The following is a 5981-nucleotide window of genomic DNA, read 5'->3' on the forward strand; positions in this document are numbered from 1 at the left end:
TGAAGATTATACCCCCCCCCATTAATCTTAGCTTAAATTTCGTGCGATGACGAAGGTAGAAAATTTAAGGATCGGAATTTATGTGCAGAATCTGCGCCAGATTTTACTGGACCACCATAAATTTAAAGAGGATTTTAACGTAAAGTTATAGTAAACTTTGGAATTAAGCTTCAAAAATTTTAGAATTTGCAAGGCAAGCGAATTTATACTTAAAATTTTACTATGATAAATATGAATTCTTTTCATAGCGCCTTTTGACTCGTTATATCTCTTTGTGCCGCTAGCTCAAAATATCTGAGTGGTGATAAATTCTGCGAGCTGAGCTAATTTAAGCCCATTATTAGATTAGTTATGTATAATGCGATTTCTTTTTGTGGACAGATGGGTGAGTGGCCGAAACCACACCCCTGCTAAGGGTGCAGCTTCTAACCGGGGCTCGAGGGTTCAAATCCCTCTCTGTCCGCCACTACCTTAGAATTTAAATCAATTAAATTTCACTTCCGTGATTCAGCTGATTTCAGCCGCCTAGGATACTGCCTAACAGCAGCACTGGCATCATTAGCGGCATTACGATGAGTCCTTGTATGTCGGTATCCATTTTGGCATCGCGCTCGCTTTTGATCCCGCTATCAACCGCTATACGCGCGGGATACTCGATCGGCACGCTTAGGCGGTGCGATCTGCGCAGCTCGTCGTGATCTTTTAAGCGCTTAAAATATTTGCCTTCGATCAGATAAGAGTAACGAAACGTAGAACTATACGCGGGCTCCAGCTGCTCTGGGTCGTCCATCAGCTTAGCCTGCACGGATAGCGGCAGATCGTATTTTACGAGCTCGATTTCGTGCTGGATATACGCGGCATCGCTGCCCTCGTTGTATCTGTCGATCGTTAGCATGCTTACGTTGCGCCTTATCGCATTTTTATTTAGCGACGCTAGACTCGCGACCTTAGCGCGCACGGCACTAAGATTTGCATCAAATACATAATCGTAAATCTCGCCACTCATTCGCAGCTGACCGCCGGACGCCGCGCTCATCGCGACGATATGCTCGCGCCCCTGCATGTAACCCGGCAAATTCTTACTCGCACATCCGCTAAAAACTCCACAGCATAGTGCCAAAACCGCGCCGCAAATCCAAAATTTCATAAACTTCCTTTGTAAAATTTAAAGACGGATTGTATTAAATTTTGCCTTAACGAGAGTGGAATTTTACGGTGCGGTAGAATAGAATTCTGCGGCGGAATTCCATGGCGGCGACGCGTAGAATTTCGCGCGGACTTTTATGAAATTCCGATGAGATTTCACAAGAACTGAAGCCGGAATGCGCGGAAGAGGTAAAAGAAGCACAAGAGCGCTATTGAGATTTAAAATTTTAAAATCTCGAGGAAATTTCGCGAAAGGAAGCGAGCCATTTGTGCGTCAAAAATTTAACCGTCATCGCGAGCTTGCTTTTAAATTTTAAAATTTTACGACAGGCTTTAGAATTTAAAATTCCAAAGCCCTTTTTGATATGCGGCGCGCTACTTTCGATTTGCGTTAGCAAGCATCAGCTTTATGCGGTTTTCCTGATTTACTGCGCTTGCGCCCGGGTCGTAGTCGATCGCGGCGATGTTTGCTTGCGGGTAGTTCTGCTTGATCTTTCGGATCATTCCGCGCGCGATGATGTGGTTTGGCAGGCAGCCGAAGGGCTGCGCGCACACGACGTTTTGTATACCGTGGCGCATAAACTCGACCATCTCCGCCGTCAGCAGCCAGCCCTCGCCCATCTTCACGCCGTGACCGATGTAGCCGTCGGCGGCGGCGCGAACCTCGCTAAATGGGCTCGGCGCGCGAAATCCGAAGCGCTTCATCTGCTTAATCATCATGCGCTGGAAAAATTCCACTACCTTAGCGACCGCAAGCGAGCCGTAATACGCCGCGCCGCCCTTGCCGTAGAGCTGCTTGTCGTAGACCGCATCATAGATGCAGGTAAGCACGAAGTCCATCAGCCCCGTATTTACGGGCTCGGCGTTTTCGCGAATGAGGTAGGCGTTTAGGCCGTTGTTGCCGATGGGCGAGTATTTGAGATAAATTTCGCCCACGATGCCCACTTTTACTCGCGGCTTATCGTCACGCTCGATTTTAGCGAACTGCGAGAGGATAAATTTGAAATTTTTCTTAAGATTGAAAAACGATCTTTGATCGGTCAAATTTTTGATCCGCTCGGCGCAGAGTTCGTAAATTTCATTCGTTTGGTTTTTGATCTTTTCGTAGGGCTTGCACTGATTATACAGCCCCATCATCAAATCGCCGTAAAATATCGCGGCGAAAAGCTTTAGAAGCGATTTTTTGCCGAGGCTAAATTCATTCTCATCTAGCGATCCAAAATTTAACGAGATCGCGGGGACGTAGCTAAAGCCGCTGTCCTCAAGCGCTTTACGAAGCAAATTTATGTAGTTGCTCGCTCTGCAGCCGCCGCCCGTTTGGCTGATGAGAAGCGCTACTTTGTGCGTATCGAACTCGCCGCTTTTTAGCGCGTCGATAAACTGCCCGATGACGAGCAGCGCGGGGTAGCACATGTCGTTATGCACGCTGCGAAGCCCCTCCTCGACGATATTTTGACGATTTTCGCCGAGTAAGACGCTCTTATAGCCCTCGTCGCGCAGCACGCCTTGCATAAAGCGAAAATGCGGATCGATCATTGTGGGGATCAATATCGTGTGGGTCGCTTTCATATCTTTCGTAAATTTAGCAAACATTAGCGCGCATCCTTTCTTGCTTCTTGTTGCGCGCCTTGCCTCTCGCGCTCTATCATGGTCGCTTTTAGGCTACGCAGACGAATTTTAACGGCGCCTAGGTTCGTAACCTCGTCGATTTTAAGTTGAGTGTAAATTTTACCGTTTTGGCGCAGTATGTCGCGCACCTCGTCGCCCGTGATCGCATCGATCCCGCAGCCGAAGCTCACTAGCTGCACCAGCTGCATGCGCGGGTATTTACAGACGAACCGCGCCGCGCTATAAAGCCTGGCGTGGTAGGTCCATTGATTAAGGCTTTTCGTCTGCACCCTGCTAAGCGGCAGCGCGTCCTCGCTAAGCACTATAAAGCCCAAGGAATTTAGATAGCGATCGATGCCGTGGTTGATCGTCTTGTCGATATGATACGGACGACCCGCTAGCACGATGGCAGGCATGCCGCTTGCATTGATCTCCTTTAGGGTCTCCTCGCCTTTTATTAAAACGGTATTTTTATAGTTTTGCAGCTCCTTAAGGCCTTGCAAGACGGCGTTTTTCACGGCGTCGGAATGAAATTTATACCCGGCGTCCGCAAGCTCAGCCTGCATCGTTTTGCAAAACGAATCTTGCATGTTAAGATCCACGTGCGGGTAGAGGAATTTTTTCTCCTCCAGCGCGCCTACGTTCGCGCGTATCAGCTCGGGATAGTATGCGACTACGGGGCAGTTGTAGCAGTTCTCGCTGATATTTTCATCCAGGCTGTAGCTCATACACGGATAAAAGATAAAATCGACGCTCTTATTTAGCAGATCGTAGATGTGGCCGTGCACGCTTTTAGCCGGGTAGCAGACGGTATCGCTCGGTATACTTTGGCTTGCTAAAAACAGCGTCTCTTTTCGCGGCTTTTGCGACAGCACGAGGCTCATGCCTAAATTTTCAAAAAATGCGCTCCAAAACGGGATCATCTCGAACATATTCAAAACAAACGGAATTCCGACCCGCGGCGCATCCTGTTTCGGTGGCTTGCGATATTTTCGCAAAAGCTCGTTTTTAAACTCAAATAAATTCGTGATGTCGTGGCGGATCTCCTTGCCCGCGCCGCGTTCGCACTTATTTCCCGAGACGAATTTAGTATCGCCGAAGTAGCTGATCGTAAGCGGGCATTTGTTCGTACAGAGCTTGCAGACGCTAAATTCGCTGCGATGAGTGAAATTTTCAAGCTCTGCACGACTGATCATATCGGTACGCTCGTTTGCGTTATTTTTGGCAAAAAGCGCCGCGCCGTATGCACCCATAAGCTCGCTTATATCAAGGCGAATCACATTTTTACCGAGCTCTTTTTCAAAAGCGCGCAGCACGGCGTTATTTAAAAAAGTACCGCCCTGCACTACGATGTTTTGACCCAAATCGTCGGCGTTTCGCACGCGAATAACCTTGTAAATCGCGTTTTTTATGACGCTAATAGCAAGTCCAGCGCTGATATCCTCGATCGTAGCGCCGTCTTTTTGAGCTTGCTTAACCGAAGAGTTCATAAAGACCGTGCAGCGGCTACCAAGCTTAGCTGGATGAGTCGCAAAAAGGGCTAGGTTTGCAAAATCTTTAATGTCGTAGCCCAAAGAATTTGAAAAGGTTTGCAAAAACGAACCACAGCCCGAGCTACACGCTTCATTTAGCACGATAGAATCAATATTGCCATCTTTAATAGAGAAACACTTGATGTCCTGCCCGCCGATGTCGATGATGAAATCGACCTTTGGATTGAAGTGGCGCGCGGCGCTATAATGCGCGATCGTCTCGACGATACCGTAATCGAAGCGAAAGGCGGTTTTAATGAGATCCTCGCCATATCCGGTAACGCCGCTGCCCTTGATTTTGATGCGACCCTCACAAAGATCGTATAGCTCCTTAAGACGCGGCAGCAGGATATCGACCGGATCGCCTTTATTGGAGGAGTAAAATTTGTACAATAGCTCATAGTTTGCGCCCATCAACACGACTTTGATCGTAGTACTGCCGCAATCCACGCCCAAATACGCATCTCCGCTGTAGGTGTGGATATCCACCTTAGGCACGCTTGCGCGGGCGTGGCGAGCGGTGAACTCGTCAAATTCCGCTCTGTCTTTGAAAAGCGGCGGCTCGGCTTCTAGCGCGGTTCTGTCGGGCTCCTTTTTTAAAAGCGCGATCGTCTCTTCCAAATTTAACGTCTCGCCCGTATCTTTTGCGTACAGCGCGCTGCCGTAAGCCACAAAATAAGGCGCAATGTCGGGAAAGGTCGCAGTTTCGTCGGTGAGCTTTAGCACCTCTTTAAAGCGCGCCTGAAGGCCTTTTAGGAAAAACAACGGGCCGCCCAAGAATAGAATATTGCCCTTAACTTCGCGACCCTGTGCGAGCCCAGAAATCGTCTGCTCGACGACCGCAGCGTAGATACTAGCGCAAATATCCTCTTTTCTAACGCCCTGATTTAGTAGCGGCTGGATATCACTTTTGGCGAACACGCCGCAGCGTGAGGCGATCGGGTAAATTTTATTTGCCGCAAAACTTAGGCAATCGAGCTCCGTGATATCCAGATGCAAAAGGTTGGTCATCTGATCAATAAATGCGCCGGTGCCGCCCGCGCACGAGCCGTTCATCCGCTCCTCAAGTCCGCCCGTGAGAAATAAAATTTTAGCATCCTCGCCGCCCAGCTCGATGACGACGTCGGTCTTCGGAAACATCCGTTTGACGCCGAGCGAGGTAGCAAAAACCTCCTGGACGAACGGAATTTTACAATTTTTGGCGATACCCATGCCCGCCGAACCCGCTATGGCGACGCTGAATTGGTCGCCCGCGTAGGTTTTTTGGATTTGCAAAATTTTATCTAACACCAGCTCTTTGGGCTTTGCCAAATGCCGCTCGTAGCTCTTGCTTAAAATTTCATATTTTTCGTTTAAAACTACCGTTTTAACAGTGGTTGATCCTACGTCAATGCCTAAAAAAATCACATCTCGCTCTTTACTGAATAAATTTTGCTCGGCCGAATCCTCGAATTTAGCGCGAGCTTTCTAAATTAAAATTTGCATTTTATAGTAATATTTTTAAACGCAAATAAAATCAGGATATATTTTATCTTTTTCTATCGGAAAAGAAGATTTTTAGGCGGTTTAAAATTAAAAATTTTAATGGAAAAGTTGTAAAATTTTAGATTTAATGCGAGTAGATTTTGCGCGAAATTTTTTAAAATCTCGCGCATTATAAAAAGAACTTTCTTTTGAATTAAGAAGCGTAAATTT

The 5981-nt window shown here is 47.5% G+C and carries 4 protein-coding genes and 1 tRNA gene; 1 reads left to right on the forward strand and 4 read right to left on the reverse strand.

The features are described from left to right. Nucleotides 1-375 precede the first annotated feature (375 nt). Nucleotides 376-466 (forward strand) — tRNA-Ser (locus tag Q0620_RS09650). Between the two features lie 51 nt (nt 467-517). Here the strand turns inward: Q0620_RS09650 and Q0620_RS09655 are convergent. The 4 genes from Q0620_RS09655 to Q0620_RS09670 form a co-directional block, all read right to left on the reverse strand. Continuing rightward, the gene (locus tag Q0620_RS09655; RefSeq protein WP_298784819.1) at nt 518-1147 is read right to left on the reverse strand and encodes a hypothetical protein; all 630 of its coding nucleotides are present in this window, start codon (nt 1145-1147) and stop codon (nt 518-520) included. A 226-nt stretch (nt 1148-1373) separates the two neighbouring features. Beyond that, entirely contained in the window at nt 1374-1544 is a 171-nt protein-coding gene (locus Q0620_RS09660) for a hypothetical protein (protein ID WP_297963833.1), read from the reverse strand. Beyond that, on the reverse strand, nt 1522-2739 hold the full coding sequence (locus Q0620_RS09665; protein ID WP_295098664.1) for a 2-hydroxyacyl-CoA dehydratase: 1218 nt from the start codon (nt 2737-2739) through the stop codon (nt 1522-1524). The genes Q0620_RS09660 and Q0620_RS09665 overlap by 23 nt, the downstream gene beginning before the upstream one ends. Beyond that, a complete protein-coding gene (locus Q0620_RS09670) occupies nt 2739-5693 on the reverse strand; it encodes an acyl-CoA dehydratase activase (RefSeq protein ID WP_298784822.1) in 2955 nt (984 codons plus the stop codon). Before Q0620_RS09670 ends, Q0620_RS09665 begins: the two co-directional genes overlap by 1 nt. Between the last annotated feature and the right edge of the window lie 288 nt (nt 5694-5981).

This window comes from uncultured Campylobacter sp. (assembly GCF_938017615.1).
In the GTDB taxonomy this organism is placed as follows: domain Bacteria; phylum Campylobacterota; class Campylobacteria; order Campylobacterales; family Campylobacteraceae; genus Campylobacter_B.

Bases quoted from the DNA above. Each gene is read 5' to 3' on its own strand.
- Q0620_RS09665 (WP_295098664.1), bottom strand. From the start codon at position 2,739: ATGTTTGCTAAATTTACGAAAGATATGAAAGCGACCCACACGATATTG.
- Q0620_RS09655 (WP_298784819.1), bottom strand. From the start codon at position 1,147: ATGAAATTTTGGATTTGCGGCGCGGTTTTGGCACTATGCTGTGGAGTT.